Here is an 18,025-nt window from a genome sequence, read left to right as displayed (position 1 = left end):
GCTTATCAAGCACCCTGTTGAGTTCTCAAAGAACAAACACACACCAGCAGAACCACCCACACCAAGCAGGCAACCCCACCAGGGCCATCCGTCCCACCCGACTTCCGTCGGGCACTTTTACTACCTTACTCCGACTCATTTGCCCCGTCAACCCGGGTTTTTCCGGATCGTGGCGCTTCGTGCCGGTTTGACCACCTGGACGAGCGCACGGTGTCACCCGTGTGTCCGTACCCGGTTTGCAGGCCGGCCGCGACGTTTCCGTCGACTCGCCCGGTGCCCTGCGGTCATCAACCCTAGCCGGTCGGTCTCGCCGCTCCAAATCGGCCCCGGCGCTGCCGGTGCGACCCTCGCGACCCCGCCCGCCAGCTCCGTTCGGTGCGAACACCCGGACCTGGAGGTTGTCCCACAGTTCCGGCCGGTCACCTCGGCTGCGATTGCGGCTCCGGTGTTTCCGTCCGTTCCCCTGCGGGCAGAGAGAAAGTTACGCGCCCGCCCGATCAGTCGTCAAATCGAGCGAACGCGTCCCACGTCACAACGTCGATTGACGCCTATTTGACCAGCTCAACCCCGGCAAACGTTCGCTTGCCGCGGCGCAGCACCAGGAACCGGCCGTACAGCAGCGTCTCGGCTGCAACCACCGCCTCGACGTCCGACACCCGCTGATTGTTGAGGTACGCACCGCCTTCGGCGATCGCCCGGCGTGCCTCGTTGAGACTGCCGACGAGTCCCGACTCCTTCAGCAACGTGGCCACTGCTGGCATCTCGCCGGTCACGGTGAGCAGGCCCGCCTCACGCAACGCGGCGTGCAGTGTCTCCGGAGCCAGTTCGTCCAGTGACCCCCGGCCGAACAGGGCCTGGCTGGCGGCCACCGCCTGGGCAGCCTCCACCGGACCGTGCACCAGGGCGGTGAGCTCCTCAGCCAGCGCGCGCTGGGCGATCCGCGCCGCCGGCCGGGCCGCTGACTCCCGCTCCAGTTCGGCTATCGTCTCGCGATCCTGGAAGCTGAAGTAGCGCAGGAACCGCCCGACGTCGCGGTCGTCGACGTTGACCCAGAACTGATAGAAGGCGTACGGACTGGTCAGCGCGGCGTCCAACCAGACCGCGCCGCCCTCGGTCTTGCCGAACTTGGTGCCGTCCGACCGGGTGACCAGCGGCGTGGTGAAACCGTGCACCGGGCCGGCTCCACGGCGCCGTACGTAGTCGACCCCTGCGGTGATGTTGCCCCACTGGTCGGAGCCGCCGAACTGCAGCAGGCAACCGTGCCGCCGGTGCAGCTCGAAGAAGTCGTTCGCCTGCAGCAGCTGGTAGCTGAACTCGGTGAAGCTGATGCCGCTGTCCAGCCGGGCCCGAACCACCTCACGGGCCAGCATCCGGTTGACCGGAAAGTGCTTGCCCACGTCCCGGAGAAACTCGACGACCGACATCGGCCCGGCCCAGTCCAGGTTGTTGACCGCCCGCGCCGCAACCGGTCCGGTGAACGATACGAACGGCGCGAGCTGGTCGCGGATCCGGTCGACCCAGCCCGCCACCACCTCAGGCGGGTTCAGGTTTCGCTCACCGCCCTCCTTCGGGTCCCCGATTTGCCCGGTGGCCCCGCCGACCAGCAGCAACGGCCGGTGCCCGGCGAGTTGCAGCCGACGGGCGGTGAGCACTTGGACCAGGTGGCCCACATGCAGACTGGGGGCCGTCGGATCGAAGCCGACGTAGAAGGTGGTGGGGTCGCTCAGCTGCCGACCCAGCTCGGTCACATCCGTGGCATCCTGGATCAGTCCTCGCCAACGCAGCTCGTCCAGCACGTCAGGCGTACCGGCCGGGTCTTGTTCGTCCGTCACGGCGCGATTGTCCCTCATCTCGGACCAGCAGGGACATCCGGTTTCCGACCTGCGGCGCAGCTCGCCCCGAACCCGTGGACCCATCGGGACCTGTCGTTGACCGGACCAGGCCGGACGGCCCGCCGGGCAGGGCAGCCCGGGCTGACCGTGCGGCACGCCGACAGCGAACGGCACGCAGTACAGGTCCGTGGCCACCAGATCGTCGTCGACCAGCCGGTGAGCGGCGCCGGCTCGGACAGCGCATCAGCGCCGGTCGAGTTGTTCGTCGCCGCGCTCACGTCGTGTGTGGCGTACTACGCCGGCCGCTACCTGACCTGCAGCGATGACCGGTGTCGGCGGTGGCACGGCCGACCGAGCGGGTTTCACGTCATCGATCACCACGCCGTGCCCGCAACGGGCGGCTGTGGCAGGGTGGCACCGTGGCGATGACACCCGTGAGCCCGGCGGCGCGTGGCGCCCACCGAGCCGTCCGGCTCGAGGATGCCATCCATGCCTTGTTGGAACGCCGGCTGCGGCGACGAGGTTGGGATCTCACGCTCATTCCGTACACCGGTTACGGCGCGCCGGGCTGGGTACGGGTGATGGCCCGGGTGCTGCTGGGTCGGCCTGATCCGCCACGTCGGCGAGCGAAGAAGGTACGGGGCTGGCGCAGCTTCGCCACCCTGCCGGTGAAGGACGCGCCGGTGGTGATCGAAGCCGGCGGCAAGCGGCACGAGGTCCAGGCCGACCGGGGCGGGTTCGTGGACACGGTCGTGCCGGCCGATCTGAAGCCCGGCTGGACGTCGGTACGGCTGCACAGCGGTGACTCCGAGCCGGTCGACGCGCCGGTACGTATCGTTGACCCGCAGGTCCGGTTCGGCATCATCTCCGACGTCGACGACACGGTCATGGTGACCGCGCTGCCCCGGCCGATGCTGGCCGCGTGGAACACGTTCGTGTTGGACGAGCACGCCCGGGCCTCGGTCGCCGGGATGGCGGTGCTGTACGAACGCCTGGTCACCGCGCATCCGGGTGCACCGGTGCTCTACCTGTCCACCGGTGCCTGGAACGTCGCGCCGACCCTGAGCCGGTTCCTGTCCCGGCATCTCTACCCGGCCGGCCCGCTGCTGCTGACGGACTGGGGTCCGACCACCGAACGGTGGTTCCGCAGCGGTCGGGAGCACAAGCGCGCCAGCCTAGCCAGGTTGGCGGAGGAGTTCCCGCAGATCCGCTGGCTGCTGGTGGGCGACGACGGGCAGCACGATCCGGAGATCTACGCCGAGTTCGCGGCGCAACACCCGGACAGCTTGGCTGCGGTGGCGATCCGTCGGCTCTCGCCGACCCAGGCGGTCCTGGCCGGCAACCTGCCGGCACCGGCCGGTGAGACCTCCAGGGCTGCCGGGCCGGATGGCCGGCGGTGGTTGTCCGCGCCCGACGGTGCCGGCCTGGCACACCTGCTGCGTGAGGCGTGGCTGCTGTGACCGGCTGCCGGAGCCGGCGGCTCAGCTGACCGGCGGCTCAGTCTGGCGGCGGGGCGTCCACCGGGCCGGCCTCGACGAGGCGCTGTCGGAGCCGGTCTCGGATCTGCTCCGCGGTGTAGGCCCGACGGCGTCGTTCGGCCCGGACGACGACCGCTCCGGTCGCGGCGACCCCGACGAACGCGGCCAGGCCCATTACCTTCCACCAACGCATCGGCCTAGGGTAGTCGAGTGACCGGCGAACCACTCTCCCTCGACGCGGCGGTCGAGCTGACCCGCACCGGTGACCTGTGGCTGTTTCGCGGGCGAACGATGCCCGACCGGGCGATCCAGATGACCACCAACAGCCCGGTGAACCACGTGGGGATGGCGGTGGTGATCGAAGATCTCCCACCGCTGCTGTGGCACGCCGAGCTCGGTCGGTCACTGCCGGACATGTGGTCGGGCAGCCACCACAGAGGGGTGCAGCTGCACGACCTGCGCGACGCGGTCACGGTCTGGGCACGGCGCTACGGTCAGCGGGCCTGGCTGCGGCAGTTGGAGCCGCCCGCCGACAGCGCGATGGAGGATGCCGTGCTACGGACCGTCGCCCGGTTGGACGGCACCCCGTTCCCGTCCACCGCCGCGCTGGCCTGGCGGTGGCTGCGGGGTCGTACCCCGTCCGTACGGCGGGCGCCGCTGGCCGGCGCGGTACACGAACGGTTGGCCAGCTGGTTACCGCCGGTTGGTCGGGGTACGGGTGGCGCCGAAGCAGCCGAGGGGTCGGGTGGCGCCGGACCGTCGCCTGACGGTGCTGCCGGCCGAACGGATCTGGAGAGTGTCTACTGCGCCGAGGTGATCGCGGTGACCTACGAGGCGATGGGGCTGCTGCCAACAGGCCGGCGGACCAACTGGTACGACCCGGGCCGGTTCTGGAGCGGTGACCGGCTCCGGCTGAGCGACGGTGCGCAGCTCGGGGTGGAAATCGCGGTCCGGGCTCCGTCGGCGACCGTCGGACGGCGGGCCGCCGACACATCGGGATGACCCGCGCCGACGACCGAACTGGAAGCGATCAGCCGGCCGGCGGGTCCGGCCGGGACCGATCCGCCCGGTGGGAACGGCGACTGGCGGTGCCGGTGCTGATCGCGGCGCTGGCCTCGGTTCCGGCGGTGTTCCTCACCCTCGCCGGCGGGGCCCTGGCAACGGTCGGTGAGGTACTGCACTGGGCGAGCGGAGCGGTGCTGGTCGCCGAGACCGCCGTACTGCTGACCTTCTCCGCCGACCGGCTGGCGTGGCTGCGGCGCAACCGAGGGCTGGTGACGCTGACCCTGATCGTGGTCCCGGTCACCATCTTGGCGTTGGGGCCGCTGCAGGTGTTCCGGTTGATCTACACGGTAGGCACGTTGCGGCTGGTCCGGGCCCGACGGATCGTGCGCGCTGTGCTAGTGCTGCACGGCCGGTTCGGACCGAGCGGGCCGTGGGCGACCGCGTTCGCCCTCGGCGCCGGAGTACTGGTCGCCGCGTTCGTGGCGATCACGTTGGTGGATCCCACGTCCCGCTCCCGGATGCTGCTGCAGGACTGGTTCGGCTGGACTGGCAGCGGTCACGTGGTCGCGGTCTGTCTGGCCGGAGCGATTGTGTTCGGTGCCACCTGGGTGGCGCTGCGCAACCGTCGCCAGTCCGGGCAGCACGACGACGCGGCGCCGGAGTAGTCCGGTATCGTCGGAGTAGTCCGGCAGCCGCCGACGCCGGGCGGCCGGCCGCCGCGACTGCGGCGAGGGACAATGGTCGGGTGAAACCGTGGCTGCAGCTGACCAGCGCTGACCTGATCGCCCAACTGCCGGCGGGTGAGGACCAGCAGGTGCACTTTCCGGAGGCTCTGGTCGAGGCGGTGATCGACGAGTACACCACGCCCGGGCAGGCGGTGCTGGACCCGTTCGCCGGCTATGGCACCACACTGGTGACGGCAGCGCGGATGGGTCGACGGGCGACCGGCGTCGAACTGCTGCCCGACCGGGTCGCGCTGATCCGGCAGCGGCTCGCCGGGGCGGCCGGTGCCGAGATCGTCGACGGTGACGCCCGGAAGTTGATCGGTCTGGTCGACGGGCCGTTCGACCTCTGCCTGACCTCACCGCCCTACATGGACGCGACGGACCATCCGGAGAACCCGCTCAACGCCTACGAGACCCTCGACGGTGACTACACCAGCTACCTCGACGAGATCGGTGACGTGTTCGGTCAGGTCGCCCAGTTGCTGCGGCCGGGCGGCCACGCCGTGGTGAACGTGGCGAACATGCGGGTCGACGGTCGGGTGACCACCCTCGCCTGGGACGTGGGTCGGGTGATCCGCGCCCACCTCACTCTGCTTCAGGAGTCGTTCCTGTGTTGGGACCACCAGCCCGACTGGCTGACCGGCGACTACTGTCTGGTTTTCCAGCGGCCGAGCTGAGCGGGCGGTTCTCGGCGTCGGCACGGTCGCCGTCACCCGCACGGTCGCCGTCGGTCCGCGAGGATCGGCGCAGCCGTACACCGCTGATGGCGTGGTGGTCAACGGAAGCGACGGTGATGGTCCAGCCGTCGACCCGGACCGACTCGCCCGCGTCGGTGGGAATGTGGCCGAGCCGGGCCAGCACCAGACCTGCCACGGTGGTGTAGTCGCCGGCCGGGCGGCCGGGCAGGTCGACCCCGATGTCCGGCAGGTCGTGCACGGGGAAGGTCCCGGGGACCAGCATGGTGCCGTCCGGCTCGATGCGTACGGCGCGGATGTCCCGGTCGGTCTCGTCGTAGATCTCGCCGACGATCTCCTCCAGTACGTCCTCCAGGGTGACGATGCCGTCGACGGCACCGCGTTCGTCGACGACCAGCGCGATGTGCTGGCGGTGTGTCTTGAACCGCCGCAACGCGTCGACCACCGGCAGCGACTCGGGCAGCAGCATGGGCGGGCGGGCAACCGCGTCGACCGGCCGGTCGACGGGTACGCCGACCAGGTCACGCAGGTGGATCACGCCGACGGTGTCGTCCAGCATCCCGTTACGGACCACCGGCGCGCGGGAGTGCCCGGAGGTGGCCAGCACGATCCGGGCCGCCTCGGCAGACGTACCGCTGTCCAGGGTGAAGACCTCCAGCCGGGGCACCAGCACCGCCCGCAGCCGCCGGTCGGCGATCTCCAGTGCCCCGGAGATGATGGTCTGCTGCTCGGCGGTGAACGCCCGGTGACCGGCCACGATGTCGCGCAGTTCGTCCGGGCTGATTTCGTCGCGGGTCGCCTTCGGATCGCCGCCGACGAGGCGGACCACGAGGTCGCTGGTGGCACCGAGCGCCCAGACCGCCGGCCGGGCCAGGCTGGCCATCATGTCGAGAGGCCGGGCCACCGCCAGCGCCCACCGCTCGGCCCGCTGCATGGCCACCCGCTTCGGGGCCAGCTCGCCGAAGACCAGTGTGACGAAGGTCAACACCAGGGTGATCAGCACGATCGCCACCGGCTCCGCAGCCCGGCCGAGCACGTCCAGCGCTGGCACCAACGGCTGGGCCAGCGACACCGCGGCGGTGGCGGAGGCCAGGAACCCGGCCAGGGTGATGCCGATCTGGATGGTGGCGAGGAACCGGTTCGGGTCCTTGGCGAGCTTGGCCAGGACCCGACCCGCCCGGCGGGACCGTTCCAGCCGCTGCAGCTGGCTGTCGCGCAGCGACACCAGGGCGATCTCGCTACCGGCGAAGACCGCGTTCAGCACCACCAGGATCCCGACCAGCGCGAGTTGTGTTCCGTACCCCTGCACGTACGCACCTTCCATCGCCGCCGTCGTGACCCGGATTCCGTCGCCGGTATGCTGCGGCCTGCTTTGCCCACCCGGGCCGGATGCGAATCCTGCCATCCGTCCGGTAACCGGGCCGCCGGTCACCTGGCATCCGGCGCGACTCTGTGCCCGGCGGCGGGCGAAGACCCTCCTAGCATTTTCGGCGAAGACCCTCCTAGCATTTTCTCAGCAAGGTTTCGTAGTGTCGGGTCGTATGAGCTGGAAGCATCACCTTGCCGTACGGATCGCCCGGTCAACCGGAATGCAGATCACCCGCCGGGGCGGCCGTCCCGCCTTCGTCCGCCGCCCGCACCGACTGCTGCGCCAACCGGTGTTCATTCTGTCGTCGGTCCGGTCGGGGTCGACACTGCTGCGAATGATGCTGAACAGCCACTCTTCGCTCTACGCTCCGCACGAGCTGCATCTGAGTAAGTTGCGGGTGGAGTTCAGTGACCACTACATCACGGACAGCATGGGCGAGTTGGGCTGGGACGCTCAGGAAATCACCCACCTGCTGTGGGACCGGGTGTTGGACGCGGCGTTGCAGCGCAGTGGCAAACAGGTCCTGGTCGAGAAGACTCCGCACAACGTGTTCATCTGGCCCCGGATCGCCCGGGTGTGGCCGGACGCGCGGTTCGTGTTCCTACTACGCCACCCGGCCGCGATCCTCGACTCGTGGAGCAGGGCTCGACCCCAGCAGACGCCGCAGGAGGCAGCCGAGAGCGTCGGCCGGTACCTGACCAAACTCGCCGAGGCACGCCGGGTACTTCCCGGACACACGGTCCGCTACGAGGATCTGGCCGCCGATCCGACGACCGAGACCCGGCGCATCTGCGAGTTCCTCGGTCTGGAGTGGGAGTCGGACATGGTGGAGTACGGCCGGTTCGACCATGGCCGGATCAAGGCCGGGCTGGGTGACTGGACCGGGCGGATCCGTACCGGCACGGTCCAGCCGCCTCGGGAACTGCCGGCCGACGTGGCGCTGCCGGGTCCGCTGTTCGAGGTTGCCAAGGGCTGGGGATACCCGGCCCGGCGGGATGGCTGAAGGCCGAGGTGCACTGCGGCGGTGGCCCTGCGCCGCGCAGCGCCTCGACGGCACCGACCGGATCGCCGGTGACGGCCAGCACGTCACCAAGTTCGGCCCAGGCCCGGGCCGCCCGTCGCGAGGCGCGCAGCCCGCTGAGGGCCGCAGCGGTCGCCCGTCATCCGGTCACGCTCGGCGCCCCGGTCCGGCCGCCGCGCGGCCGGGGAGCGGCCCGGCGGTACGCGCTGATCGTCGGCTCGCCGGCCAGCCAGAAGCGCCATGGCGTGTGCGGGGCCGCACCCACCCCCACCCGGGGGCCGGTGCGGACAGCTCCGGCCGGGATCGGCACCGGCGGTGGCGTCAGCGACAGCGGGCCGGTGCCGTCGAGCACCGACGTACCATTCGCCGTGCCGTCCAGCCCGAGCGCGGCCATCAGCCGGGCCGGACCACGGGCCAGGTCCCGGTCCGGCACCCGTACGCCACGGCGGTGCCGGGCCGCCCCGTGACCAGCGACGATCTCGCCGGCCCGCAGCAGCACCGCCGCCGCCTGTCCCGGCGGGCCGGTGACCACGTTGCCACACCAGTGCATGCCGTAGCTGAAGTAGACGTACAGCTGCCCGGGCGGCCCGAACATCGGGGCATTACGCGGCGTACGGCCCCGATGGGCGTGCGAGGCGGGGTCGGCGCCGACCCCGGCGTACGCCTCGACCTCGGTAAGCCGGACCTCGACATCGCCGACAGCGACCCGGCAGCCCAGCAACGCGCGGGCCGCAACGTCGACCGGTCCGGCGAGCACCGTCGCGAGATCGCCGATCGGCGCGGGTGGTCTCATGGTGCCAGCACAGCACAGCGACCCAGCACACCACCGCCCGGGAGCGACCGATGAGTCCCGCCGACACCCCGCCACCGCCGTACTACCTGGTGGTCTTCGCCTCTACCCGCACCGACGACGACCACGGCTACGCGGCCACCGCCCGCCGGATGCTGGAACTCGCCGACGCGCAGCCAGGCTTCCTGGGCGTGGACAGTGCCCGGGACCCCGACGGGGTCGGCATCACCGTCTCCTACTGGCGTGACGAGGAGTCGATCGCCGCCTGGCGTCGACACGTCGAGCATCTGGTCGCCCAGGCCGATGGGCGGGCCCGGTGGTACGCCAGCTTCGCGGTGCACGTGGCCCGGGTGGAGCGGGCCTACCGGTTCCCGTCACCCACCCGGTGACCCGGACCCGGCCGGGAGGCCAGGTCAGCGGGGCACCACCGACTCCGCCGCCCACTGCCGCCACCCGCTCAGTTGCTCCGTAACGGCAACCAACTGGTCGGACACCGGACCGGGGCCGGTCGAGCCCGGCGTGGTCCGCACCGCGAGCGCCGACCGCACCGAGAGTACGTCTCGGACGCCGGCGTCCAGGTGCTCGCTGACCAGCCGCAGGTCGTCGTCGGAGACCTCGTCGAGCGCGCACTCCCGGGCTGAGCAGAGCGCCACCAGCTTGCCGGTTACCTCGTGCGCGTCCCGGAACGGCACACCCTTGCGGACCAGCCAGTCCGCCACCTCGGTGGCCAGGGTGAACCCGGCCGGGGCGGCGGCGGCGAGCCGGTCCACCCGTACCGTCATGGTGGAGATCATCCCGGCCAGGGCCGGCAGCAGCAGTTGCAGGGTGTCGACGGCGTCGAACGCCGGCTCCTTGTCCTCCTGCATGTCCCGGTCGTAGGTCAGCGGCAGCCCCTTGAGCATGGTCAACACGGCCACCAGCCCGCCGACGAGCCGGCCGGACTTGCCCCGGGCCAGCTCGGCGATGTCGGCGTTCTTCTTCTGCGGCATGATCGACGACCCGGTGGCGAAGGCGTCGTCCAGCTCCACCCAGCCGAACTCCTGCGAGGTCCAGAGCACCACCTCCTCCCCCAGCCGGGACAGGTGGACCCCGACCATCGCGGTGGCGAAGAGGAACTCGGCGGCGAAGTCCCGGTCGGCGACCGCGTCCATCGAGTTGGCGAACGAGGTCCGAAATCCCAACTCCTTGGCCACCGCAGCCGGATCCAGCGGAAGGCCGGAGCCGGCCAGCGCGCCGGCACCCAACGGTGACACGGCGGTGCGGTCGTCCCAGTCGCGCAACCGGTCCAGGTCGCGCAGCAGCGGATGGACGTGGGCGAGCAGCCAGTGCCCGAACGTCACCGGCTGGGCGTGCTGCACGTGGGTCATCCCGGGCGCGGGGGTCTCCAGGTGCCGCTCGGCCTGCTCGACCAGGGCAGCGGCCAGCTCGACCAGCTGTGCTGCCAGGCCACGGGCGTGGTCGCGCAGGTACAGCCGCAGGTCGGTGGCGACCTGGTCGTTACGGGACCGGCCGGCGCGCAGCTTGCCGCCGAGCGAGCCGAGCCGCTCCAGCAGGCCGCGTTCCAGCGCGGTGTGCACATCCTCGTCGTCCACGGTCGGCCGGAACGACCCGGAGGCGCAGGCCGCCTCCAGGTCGTCCAACGCGGCCAGCATCCGGCCCAGTTCGTCCGGGTCGAGCAGGCCGGCGGCGGCCAGCACCCGGGCGTGCGCCCGGGAGCCGGCGATGTCGTACGGGGCCAGCCGCCAGTCGAACTGGACGCTGACCGACAGGCGGGCCAGTGCCTCGGCCGGCCCGCCGGCGAAGCGGCCACCCCACAGGCTGGTGCGGTTCGGGCTGGCGGTGTTCTCGGTCAGACTCTTGTCGTCCACGGCGACCATTGTCGGGGTCAGGCCTGCGAGCCGGGCAGCCGGGTTTGCCCACCGGGGCCGGCGAGCCGGGTGTCGCGGGCGGTGGCCAGCCGGCTGGACAGTCCCCACAGCTGCACGAAGCCCTTCGCCTGGCTCTGGTCGAAGGTGTCACCGGTGTCGTAGGTAGCCAGGTTGAAGTCGTACAGGCTGGCCTCGGAACGCCGGCCGACGACGACCGGCCGGCCGCCGTGCAGCACCATCCGGATCTCGCCGGTGACGTGCCGCTGCGTCTCGTCGATGAACGCGTCGAGGGCCTGCTTGAGCGGGGAAAACCACAGGCCGTCGTAGACCAGCTCGCCCCAGCGCTGGTCCACGGTCCGCTTGAACCGGGCCACCTCGCGCTCCACGGTGACGTTCTCCAGCTCCTGGTGGGCGTTGATCAGCGCGATCGCGCCCGGGGCCTCGTACACCTCGCGGCTCTTGATCCCGACGAGCCGGTCCTCGACCATGTCCAGCCGCCCGATGCCCTGCGCGCCGGCCCGCCGGTTGAGCTCCACCACCGCCTGGTACGGGGTGACCGTCTCGCCGTCGATCGCCACCGGCACGCCGGCGTCGAAGGTGATGGTCACCTCGTCGGCGTCGCGCGGCACGGCCGGGTCGGCGGTGTATGCGTACAGGTCCTCGATCGGGGCGTTCCAGATGTCCTCCAGGAAGCCAGTCTCCACCGCCCGGCCCCACAGGTTCTGGTCGATCGAGTACGGCGACTTGTGCGAAACGTCGACCGGCAGCCCCTTCTCCTCGGCCAGCGCGATCGCCTTGTCCCGGGTCCAGGCGAAGTCGCGGGCCGGGGCGACCACCTTCAGCTCCGGCGCGAGCGCGCCGATGCCGACCTCGAAGCGAACCTGGTCGTTGCCCTTGCCGGTGCAGCCGTGTGACACCACGGTGCCGCCGTGCTTGCGGGCCGCTGCGACCAGATGCTTGACGATCAGCGGCCGGCTCAGCGCCGACACCAACGGATACCGGTCCATGTAGAGGGCGTTGGCCCGCAGCGCCGGCAGGCAGAAGTCGGCGGCGAACTCGTCCCGGGCGTCGACCACCTCGGATTCGACGGCACCGCAGTCCAGCGCCCGCTGCCGGATGACGTCCATGTCCTCGCCGCCCTGGCCGACGTCGACCGCGACGGCGATCACCTCGGCGCCGAGTTCCCCGGCGAGGTACGGAATGGCGACCGAGGTGTCCAGGCCGCCGGAGTAGGCGAGTACCACCCGCTCAGTCATGATGTCGTGCTCCTCGTTGGATGTGCGTATCGGGAAAATCAGGTGGTGGTCAGGCGGTTCAGCGGGGGTGTTCGGGCCGTTCAGGGGGTGTTCGGGCCGGGCGGGGTGGCGGCCCAGGTGGAGAGCTTTCCGGCCAGGTCGGCACCGCCGGCCGGGCCGCGGGCGACGACCAGGATGGTGTCGTCACCGGCGATGGTGCCGACCACGTCCGGCAGCCCGGACCGGTCCAGCGCGCTGGCCAGGAACTGCGCCGCACCCGGTGGGGTACGCAGCACACAGATGTTGCCGCTGGCGTCGACTCCGGTGAGCAGCTCGTGCAGCAGCCGGACCAGGCGGGCCGGGGCCTGCTCGGCGGGCCGCAGCGTCGGGTTGCCGTCCTCGGGAATCAGGTAGACCGCTGGGCCGCCGTCGCGGCCGCGTACCTTGACCGCGCCGAGTTCCTCCAGGTCCCGCGACAGTGTCGCCTGGGTGACCTGCATACCGTCGCCGGTAAGCAACTCGGCCAGCTCGGTCTGTGACCGGACCGCCCTGGCCCGGATCAGCTCGACGATGCGGGCGTGCCGGGCGGTCCGGGTCGCCGGCCCGGTCACGACGGCCCGTCCTGCTGGCGCAACAGCCAGGAAAGCAGCGCTTTCTGCGCGTGCAGCCGGTTCTCTGCCTGGTCGAACACGGCGCTGCGCGCGCCGTCGAGCACGTCGTCGGTGATCTCCTCACCCCGGTGGGCGGGCAGGCAGTGCAGCACGATCGCCTCCGACGCGGCGGCGTCGAGCAGATCCTGGTTGACCTGGTACGGCCAGAACGGAGTACGCCGGTCCCGCCCGTCGGCCTCCTGGCCCATCGATGTCCAGGTGTCGGTGGCCAGCACGTCGGCGCCGTCGACCGCCTCCTTCGGGTCCCGGATGACCTGCACCGACCCGCCGGTCCAGGCGGCGATCTCCCCGGCCCGGGAAACCACCGACGGGGACGGGTCGTGCCCGGTCGGCCCGGACACCCGCACATGCATCCCGGCGGTGGCCCCGGCAAGCAGGTAGGAACTCGCCATGTTGTTCGCGGCGTCGCCGACGTACGCCAGGGTCCGTCCGGTGGTGTCGCCGCAGTACTCCCGCACGGTCAGCAGGTCGGCGAGCAGCTGGCAGGGGTGGAACCCGTCGGTGAGCGCGTTGACCACCGGTACGCTCGCCCCTGCCGCGACCTCGGCGAGCCGGTCGTCGCCGAAGGTACGCATCACGATCGCCGACACGTACCGCGACAGCACCCGACCGGCGTCGGCCAGAGTCTCCCCGCGACCGAAATGGGTGGCCTGGGTGTCCACCACGATCGGGTTGCCGCCCAGCTCGGCGATGCCGACGTCGAACGACAGCCGGGTCCGCAGGCTCTGCTTGTCGAACAGCACCGCGACCGAGCGAGGGCCGGCCAGCGGCCGGTGGCCGTACCGGTCCGCCTTCATCGCCGCCGCCAGATCCAGCACCGCCGACTGCTCGGCCGGGCTCAGGTCGTCGTCGCGCAGCAGGTGCCGGATCACGACGCCGCTCCAGTGGTCGCCACGGCATCGGCGACGGCGGTGAGGACCGCCGGCAGCGCGGCCAGGAACTCGTCGGCCTGCTCCACGGTGAGAATCAGCGGCGGAGCCAGCCGGATCAGATCCGGCTGGGCCGGATTGACCAGGAACCCGGCGTCGCGCAGCCCGGCCGCGACCGCGGCCGAGACCGGCGCGGTGAGCACCACGCCGAGCAGCAGACCGGCACCCCGAACCCCGGCGATCAGCGGGTGGCCGAGCGACTCGACGCCCCGGCGCAGTTGCTCGCCGACCCGCTTGACGTGGTCGAGCAGCCCTTCGGCGGCGATGGTGCGCAGCACGGCGAGGGCGGCGGCGCAGCAGACCGGATTGCCGCCGAAGGTGCTGCCGTGACTGCCCGGGGTGAGCAGCGCGGCCGGAGTGCCCACGCCACCGACCTGGGTGTCAGCGAAGGCGATGCAGGCACCGATCGGCAGCCCGCCGCCGAGACCCTTCGCCAGGGTGACGACGTCCGGGGTGATCCCGTCGGCCTGGTGGGCGAACCAGTGGCCGGTCCGTCCCACCCCGGTCTGCACCTCGTCGAGGGTGAGCAGGGCACCGTGCCGGCTGGTGATCTCCCGGGCGGCGGCCAGGTAGCCCGGCGGGGGCACCACCACGCCGGCCTCACCCTGGATCGGTTCCAGGATCACCATGGCGGTGCGGTCGGTGACGGCGGCGGCGAGCGCCTCGGCGTCGCCGTACGGCACGTGGGTGACCTCGCCGGGCAGCGGCCGAAACGGGTCGGCCTTGGCCGGCTGCCCGGTCAGGGCCAGGGCCCCCATGGTCCGCCCGTGGAAGCCTTCGTGGGTGGCGACGACGTGGGTCCGACCGGTACGCCGGGACAGTTTGAACGCGGCTTCGACCGCCTCGGCCCCGGAGTTGCAGAAGAAGACGGCGCCGGGGCGTCCGGTGAGGGCGAGCAGCAGTTCGGCCAGGGCCACCGGCGGTTCGGCGACGTAGAGGTTCGAGACGTGTCCGAGGGTCCCGATCTGCCGGCTGACGGCCTCGACGACCGCCGGGTGCGCGTGTCCGAGCGAGTTGACCGCGATGCCGCCCAACAGGTCGAGGTAGCGTCGGCCGTCCTCAGCGACGACAGTCGTGCCCTCGCCGCGCACCAGCGCCAGCGGCGGTGTGCCGTAGTTGTCCATCAACGATGCGGACCAGCGGTCCCGCAGCGACGCCATTCAGGACTCCCCGTCGTTCGTCGGATCGGTGACCATGGTGCCGAAGCCCTCCGAGGTGAAGACCTCCAGCAGGGTGGAGTGGGCTACCCGGCCGTCAACCACGTGCGCGGCGGGCACCCCGCCGCGTACCGCCCGCAGGCACGCCTCCATCTTCGGCACCATGCCGGCGGCCAGGGTGGGCAGCAGGCCGGCCAGGTCGTCGGCGGTGATCCGGCTGATCAGGCTGCCGGTGTCGGGCCAGTCGGCGTACAGGCCGGGCACGTCGGTGAGCACGACCAGCTTGCGGGCCCGCAGTGCGACGGCCAGCGCGGCGGCGGCCGTGTCGGCGTTGAGGTTGTGTAGTACGCCGTCGACGTCGGGTGCGACCGTGGAGATCACCGGAATCCGGCCGGCCGAGATGATGTCGGCGACCGCCGACGGGTTGACCGTGTCGACGTCGCCGACCTGGCCAACATCGACCGGTTCGCCGTCGACCCAGGCGGGGCGGCGGACGGCGGTGAACAGGTGGGCGTCCTCGCCGGACAGCCCGACGGCGTAGGGCCCGTGCTCGTTGATCAGGCCGACGAGTTCCCGGCCGACCTGGCCGACGAGCACCATCCGGACGACGTCCATCGCCTCCGGGGTGGTGACCCGCAGGCCGCCCTTGAACTCGCTGGCGATGCCGAGCCGGCGCAGCATGCTGGAGATCTGCGGGCCGCCGCCGTGCACCACGACCGGTCGGATGCCGGCGTACCGCAGGAACACCATGTCGGCGGCGAAGGCCCGCTGCAGCTGCGGGTCGATCATCGCGTTGCCACCGTACTTGACGATTACCGTGGCCCCGTGGAAGCGGGCCAGCCAGGGCAGCGCCTCGATCAGGGTGGCGGCCTTGGCCTGGGCGAGGCTGAGATCGCGGCTCAGCGTGCTGTGCGGCGCGGTCGGCCGGGTGGTGTCGGTCATGTCGAGTACGCCGAGTTCTCGTGCACGTACGCGTGCGACAGATCGTTGGTCCAGATGGTCGCGGTGGCGGCACCGGCGTGCAGGTCGATCCGGATGTGCACCTGCCGGCCGGTGAGGTCGACCTGGTCGCGGGGTGCGGCGGCGGCCCCGTCCCGGCAGATCCACACGTCGTTGATCGCCACGTCGAGCTGGTCGGGGTCGAACACCGCGCTGGTGGTGCCGACCGCCGCGAGGATCCGTCCCCAGTTGGGGTCGTTGCCGAACAGCGCCGTCTTGACCAGGTTGTTGCGGGCCACCGCCCGGCCGACCTGCACCGCGTCGGTCTCGCTGGCCGCGCCGACCACCTCGATGGCGACCTCCTTGCTGGCGCCTTCAGCGTCGGCGATCAGTTGCCGGGCCAGGTCGGCGCAGGCGGCGGTGACCGCGGCGGTCAGCTCCCCGGCCGACGGGGTGACCCCGGAGGCACCGCTGGCCAGCAGCAGCACCGTGTCGTTGGTGGACAGGCAGCCGTCGGAGTCGACCCGGTCAAAGGTGGTGCGGCAGGCTTCGCGCAGAGCGGCGTCGAGGTCGGCGGGGTCGGCGAGCGCGTCGGTGGTCAGTACGCAGAGCATCGTCGCCATGGACGGGGCGAGCATGCCCGCGCCCTTGGCCATCCCGCCGACCCGCCAGGCCGGTCCGGCGGCGCCAGCCGGTCCGCCGGCGACGACGGTGGTCTTCGGCCGGGTGTCGGTCGTCATGATCGCCTCGGCGGCGGCCGGTCCGGCGTCGTCGGCCAGCCCGGCGACCGCCGCCGTCACCCCGGCGAGCAGCTTGTCCATCGGCAGCCGTTCGCCGATCAGCCCGGTCGAGCAGACCGCGACCTCACCGGCGCCGACGTCGGTGCCAGTGCCAGTGCCAGTGCCAGTGCCAGTGCCGGACAGTGTCGCGGCGACGTGTTCGGCGGTGGCGTGGCTGTCCTGGAAGCCGCCCGGCCCGGTGCAGGCGTTGGCTCCGCCGGAGTTGAGCACCACCGCGCGCAGCTTGCCGGCGCGCAGGACCTGCCGGCTCCACCGCACCGGCGCGGCCTGCACCCGGTTGGCGGTGAACACCCCGGCGGCGGCCGTGGCCGGTCCGTCGTTGACGACCAGGGCGACGTCGGCGGCGCCGCCGCTCTTCAGCCCGGCGGCCACCCCGGCCGCCCGGAACCCGTTCGGCGCGGTCACCGTCATGGCGCGACCCCAAGAGCAGTCAGGCCGGTGGTCTCCGGCAGACCGAGCATCAGGTTGGCGCACTGTAGTGCCTGACCAGCGGCGCCCTTGCCGAGGTTGTCGATGGCGCTGGTCACGATCACCCGTCCCGAGTCGACGTCGGTGGTCACCTGCAGCTGGCAGGCGTTGGATCCGAGGGTCGCGGCGGTGACCGGCCAACTACCGGCGGGCAACAGGCGCACGAACGGCTCGTCGGCGTACGCGGCGGTCAGCGCCTCGCGCGCGGCGGCGGCCGGGTCGGCGGCGGTGTCGGCCGGGCGGGCCGTGACCGTGGCCAGGATGCCGCGCGGCATCGGAGCCAGCACCGGGGTGAAGGACAGGCTGGTCGCGCCGGTGGCCTGCTTGATCTCCGGGACGTGCTGGTGGGCGCCGACCTTGTACGGTGACAGGCTGCCCATCACCTCACTGGCCAGCAGGTGGGTCTTGGCGGACCGACCGGCACCGGAGGTACCACTGGCAGCGACCACCACGACGTCGTCCGGGGCGACCACTCCGGCGGCGATCAGCGGCGCGAGCGCCAGCGTGGTGGCGACCGCGTAGCAACCGGTTGCCGCGACCCGGTCGGCGGCGGCGACCCGGTCCCGCTGGCCGGACAGTTCCGGTAGGCCGTACGTCCATGCGCCGGTGTGCTGGCCGCCGTAGTAGCGGGACCAGGCTGCGGCGTCGGCGAGCCGGTGGTCGGCACCGAGATCGACGACCTTGACGTCGGCCGGCAGGGTGGCGGCGAGCGCGGCCGACTCGCCGTGCGGCAAGGCCAGGAAGACCAGGTCCGCGGCGGCCAGGTCGGCCGGATCGGTGGCGACGAACACCAGGTCGAGGCCGGCCAGATGCGGATGTACGGCGGCGACCGGCGCACCGGCCCGGCTGTGCGCCATGGCGGCGACCAGGTCCAGCTCGGGGTGCCCGGCGATCAGCCGCAGCAGCTCTCCCCCGGCGTACCCGCTCGCGCCGGCGACGGCGACCCGGATGCCCATACCCACCTCCGCATATCTATGCAGAGGACGGTATCAGGATGCATCCGAGCCGACAAGACCCTGTCCACCTGCCTGTCAGGTGCCCGC

18 protein-coding genes are annotated in these 18,025 nt (G+C 71.6%); 6 read left to right on the top strand and 12 right to left on the bottom strand.

Translation table 11 applies throughout. From position 1 onward, the window contains the following. Positions 1–548: 548 nt before the first annotated feature. Complete coding sequence (gene tyrS, locus ACFHWS_RS05735; RefSeq protein WP_416567763.1) at positions 549–1,832, bottom strand: tyrosine--tRNA ligase; 1,284 nt, start codon at positions 1,830–1,832, stop codon at positions 549–551. A gap of 425 nt (positions 1,833–2,257) precedes the next feature. Here tyrS and ACFHWS_RS05730 point away from each other — a divergent pair, with 425 nt between their 5' ends. Then, positions 2,258–3,292 carry an App1 family protein gene (locus ACFHWS_RS05730; protein ID WP_416557084.1) on the top strand — a complete coding sequence of 345 codons (1,035 nt, stop codon included), beginning with the start codon at positions 2,258–2,260 and terminating at the stop codon, positions 3,290–3,292. A 37-nt stretch (positions 3,293–3,329) separates the two neighbouring features. Here the strand turns inward: ACFHWS_RS05730 and ACFHWS_RS05725 are convergent, their stop codons facing one another. Continuing rightward, a complete protein-coding gene (locus tag ACFHWS_RS05725) occupies positions 3,330–3,503 on the bottom strand; it encodes a hypothetical protein (protein WP_416557042.1) in 174 nt (57 codons plus the stop codon). 17 nt (positions 3,504–3,520) lie between these two features. On the opposite strand from ACFHWS_RS05725, the gene ACFHWS_RS05720 reads away from it, so the two are divergent. The 3 genes from ACFHWS_RS05720 to ACFHWS_RS05710 all read left to right on the top strand — a co-directional run bounded on the left by ACFHWS_RS05720 (position 3,521) and on the right by ACFHWS_RS05710 (position 5,717). Continuing rightward, entirely contained in the window at positions 3,521–4,312 is a 792-nt protein-coding gene (locus ACFHWS_RS05720) for a hypothetical protein (protein WP_416557043.1), read from the top strand. Positions 4,313–4,398: 86 nt separating this feature from the next. Further along, positions 4,399–4,980, top strand: a complete 582-nt coding sequence (locus ACFHWS_RS05715; protein WP_416567762.1) for a hypothetical protein — start codon at positions 4,399–4,401, stop codon at positions 4,978–4,980. Between the two features lie 80 nt (positions 4,981–5,060). Further along, positions 5,061–5,717 (top strand): TRM11 family SAM-dependent methyltransferase, encoded by a 657-nt coding sequence (locus ACFHWS_RS05710; RefSeq protein ID WP_416557045.1) that lies wholly within the window; start codon positions 5,061–5,063, stop codon positions 5,715–5,717. On the opposite strand, the gene ACFHWS_RS05705 is transcribed toward ACFHWS_RS05710, so the two are convergent. After that, positions 5,626–7,044: a hemolysin family protein gene (locus tag ACFHWS_RS05705; protein ID WP_416567766.1), complete on the bottom strand. Its 1,419-nt coding sequence runs from the start codon at positions 7,042–7,044 to the stop codon at positions 5,626–5,628. The two genes, ACFHWS_RS05710 and ACFHWS_RS05705, sit on opposite strands and share 92 nt — an antisense overlap. A gap of 232 nt (positions 7,045–7,276) precedes the next feature. On the opposite strand from ACFHWS_RS05705, the gene ACFHWS_RS05700 reads away from it, so the two are divergent. Beyond that, positions 7,277–8,107: a sulfotransferase family protein gene (locus ACFHWS_RS05700; protein WP_416557046.1), complete on the top strand. Its 831-nt coding sequence runs from the start codon at positions 7,277–7,279 to the stop codon at positions 8,105–8,107. Between the two features lie 157 nt (positions 8,108–8,264). Here the strand turns inward: ACFHWS_RS05700 and ACFHWS_RS05695 are convergent, their stop codons facing one another. Continuing rightward, the gene (locus ACFHWS_RS05695) at positions 8,265–8,918 is read right to left on the bottom strand and encodes a DNA-3-methyladenine glycosylase (protein ID WP_416557047.1); all 654 of its coding nucleotides are present in this window, start codon (positions 8,916–8,918) and stop codon (positions 8,265–8,267) included. A gap of 50 nt (positions 8,919–8,968) precedes the next feature. On the opposite strand from ACFHWS_RS05695, the gene ACFHWS_RS05690 reads away from it, so the two are divergent. Continuing rightward, positions 8,969–9,304, top strand: coding sequence for an antibiotic biosynthesis monooxygenase family protein (locus tag ACFHWS_RS05690; RefSeq protein WP_416557048.1), 336 nt, complete (start codon positions 8,969–8,971; stop codon positions 9,302–9,304). 24 nt (positions 9,305–9,328) lie between these two features. Here the strand turns inward: ACFHWS_RS05690 and argH are convergent, their stop codons facing one another. The 8 genes from argH to argC form a co-directional block, all read right to left on the bottom strand. Then, on the bottom strand, positions 9,329–10,792 hold the full coding sequence (gene argH / locus ACFHWS_RS05685; RefSeq protein ID WP_416567761.1) for an argininosuccinate lyase: 1,464 nt from the start codon (positions 10,790–10,792) through the stop codon (positions 9,329–9,331). 8 nt (positions 10,793–10,800) lie between these two features. Next, on the bottom strand, positions 10,801–12,039 hold the full coding sequence (locus ACFHWS_RS05680) for an argininosuccinate synthase (protein ID WP_416557050.1): 1,239 nt from the start codon (positions 12,037–12,039) through the stop codon (positions 10,801–10,803). An 80-nt stretch (positions 12,040–12,119) separates the two neighbouring features. Further along, positions 12,120–12,629, bottom strand: a complete 510-nt coding sequence (locus ACFHWS_RS05675) for an arginine repressor (protein WP_416567760.1) — start codon at positions 12,627–12,629, stop codon at positions 12,120–12,122. After that, positions 12,626–13,561 (bottom strand): ornithine carbamoyltransferase, encoded by a 936-nt coding sequence (gene argF, locus ACFHWS_RS05670; RefSeq protein ID WP_416567759.1) that lies wholly within the window; start codon positions 13,559–13,561, stop codon positions 12,626–12,628. Before argF ends, ACFHWS_RS05675 begins: the two co-directional genes overlap by 4 nt. Next, positions 13,558–14,778, bottom strand: a complete 1,221-nt coding sequence (locus ACFHWS_RS05665; protein WP_416567758.1) for an acetylornithine transaminase — start codon at positions 14,776–14,778, stop codon at positions 13,558–13,560. The genes argF and ACFHWS_RS05665 overlap by 4 nt, the downstream gene beginning before the upstream one ends. Further along, positions 14,779–15,717 (bottom strand): acetylglutamate kinase, encoded by a 939-nt coding sequence (gene argB / locus ACFHWS_RS05660; RefSeq protein ID WP_416557054.1) that lies wholly within the window; start codon positions 15,715–15,717, stop codon positions 14,779–14,781. It abuts the gene before it with no gap. Then, positions 15,714–16,925, bottom strand: a complete 1,212-nt coding sequence (gene argJ, locus ACFHWS_RS05655; RefSeq protein ID WP_416567757.1) for a bifunctional glutamate N-acetyltransferase/amino-acid acetyltransferase ArgJ — start codon at positions 16,923–16,925, stop codon at positions 15,714–15,716. The genes argB and argJ overlap by 4 nt, the downstream gene beginning before the upstream one ends. Then, on the bottom strand, positions 16,922–17,938 hold the full coding sequence (gene argC, locus ACFHWS_RS05650) for an N-acetyl-gamma-glutamyl-phosphate reductase (protein WP_416557056.1): 1,017 nt from the start codon (positions 17,936–17,938) through the stop codon (positions 16,922–16,924). Before argC ends, argJ begins: the two co-directional genes overlap by 4 nt. Positions 17,939–18,025 lie beyond the last annotated feature (87 nt).

The sequence above is a fragment of the Micromonospora sp. LOL_013 genome, assembly GCF_048060315.1.
Lineage (GTDB): Bacteria > Actinomycetota > Actinomycetes > Mycobacteriales > Micromonosporaceae > Micromonospora_E.
The sequence above is the reverse complement of the archived record's forward strand: the minus strand, read 5'-3'. Positions and strand labels throughout refer to the sequence as shown.